Here is a 657-nt window from a genome sequence, read left to right on the forward strand (position 1 = left end):
TCCCGACTTGTCTCAAATTAGTGCGCATTGTCGGTGCGGATTTTGACCGGGGCGGTGCGGAGGTCGTGGGGTAGCGGGTCGGCGGCGGTGATGGTTTGGTTGCCTGCCTGAATTTTGACGGTCCGGTAGCGGCGGGCGGTGCGTACGAATTTCTTGATGCTCCAGCCGGTTTGGGCCTCGATGTAGTGGCTGATGGCCATCGCGGCGACCACGATGCTCAGGTGGGCTTCGATGGAATCGCGCTGGTGGTGATAGATCGGGCGTGCTTGCAGGTCGTGTTTGACATCCGGAAGGACTTCTCGATGTGCCACAACTGGTGGTAGGCGTCGATGACGAACGTCGAGGACGCGCTGGTGAGGTTGGTGGTGTAGCCCTTTCCAGCCTGCCAGCGCTCGAGTCTTGGCTTTTAACGTGTGGTTGACCGACTTCGCGGCGCCGGTGAGCTGGATGTAGCGGTTGCGTTTGACCGGAACGTGGCCCTCGACGGCGCGTTCGGCATTGCGGATCTGCTCGTCGATACCGCGCAGCGTGCGGCGGGCACGGTCGTGGCGGAATTGGTAGTAGATGACCCGCTCGGGGATGCCGCGGATCTTCTCGGCGCTGGTGGCCGGCCAGGGCTGGGTCAGCACCAGCCCGTCGGGGATCGCCTCATCGGGG

At 63.3% G+C, this 657-nt stretch carries 1 pseudogene; it reads right to left on the reverse strand.

Annotation, left to right across the window (positions count from 1 at the left end):
• Positions 1-17: 17 nt before the first annotated feature.
• A pseudogene (locus AC5Y5E_RS30365) lies at positions 18-657 on the reverse strand (IS1634 family transposase); the annotation flags it as partial.

Source organism: Mycobacterium sp. NGS54 (assembly GCF_059812465.1).